Source organism: Acinetobacter sp. TUM15064 (genome assembly GCF_008980265.1).
Classification (GTDB): Bacteria; Pseudomonadota; Gammaproteobacteria; order Pseudomonadales; family Moraxellaceae; genus Acinetobacter.
Genome location: NZ_BKFU01000174.1, coordinates 1 through 718, shown reverse-complemented (window position 1 = coordinate 718; position 718 = coordinate 1). Strand labels below are relative to the sequence as shown.

Genomic DNA, 718 nt, shown 5'->3' with positions numbered 1-718 from the left:
ATACAGTACCCAAGTCCTCTGACTGTTCTAATAAGTTCTTTTCCTAGTTTTTGCCTTAATTTATGGATATGAACTTCAACAGCATTACTGTTAATAAGTTCATCACTATCATAAAGTTTCTGTTCTAACATTTGCCGTGAAAAAATTTGTTGTGGATACATAATGAGAGGTTCTAAAATCGCCCATTCTTTAGGAGATAAATCAACTTCAATCTTATTTTTTGTAACTCTCTGACTCTGAGGAAATAAGCTAACATCTTTTGCAGAAAAACAGACGTCTTCAATAGAATGATTAAACTTTCCCCGTCTCAATACTGACTCTATTCGAGCTATTAATTCATCAAAATCGTATGGCTTAACAATATAATCATCTGCACCACACTTAAGTCCTAAAATCTTATCTTTGCTTTGGTCTCTGGCACTAATAATGATTACGCTCATATTAGTTAAATCTGCTGTTTTACGGATATGTTTAAGTATTTCTAACCCATCTAGTTCAGGTAAACCTAAATCAAGTAGTACAATGTGATAAAGCTTATTAAATAAGAACTCTAATGCCTCGTTACCTGTTTTAGCCCAATCTACTAAAAAATTTTCATGTTGAAGCAGATGAAAACTTGTCTTACCAATCATTACATCATCTTCAACATATAAAATTTTAATCACGTTTATTCCAAATGAATTATTAATATTAGTATCAGAAAGATACCGTTTAGGAA

Annotated in this window: 1 protein-coding gene; it reads right to left on the bottom strand. The window is 31.3% G+C overall.

The features are described from left to right. A partial coding sequence (locus tag GBI16_RS18275) for a response regulator transcription factor (RefSeq protein WP_151707621.1) occupies window positions 1–665 on the bottom strand: 665 nt, incomplete at its 3' end. Window positions 666–718 lie beyond the last annotated feature (53 nt).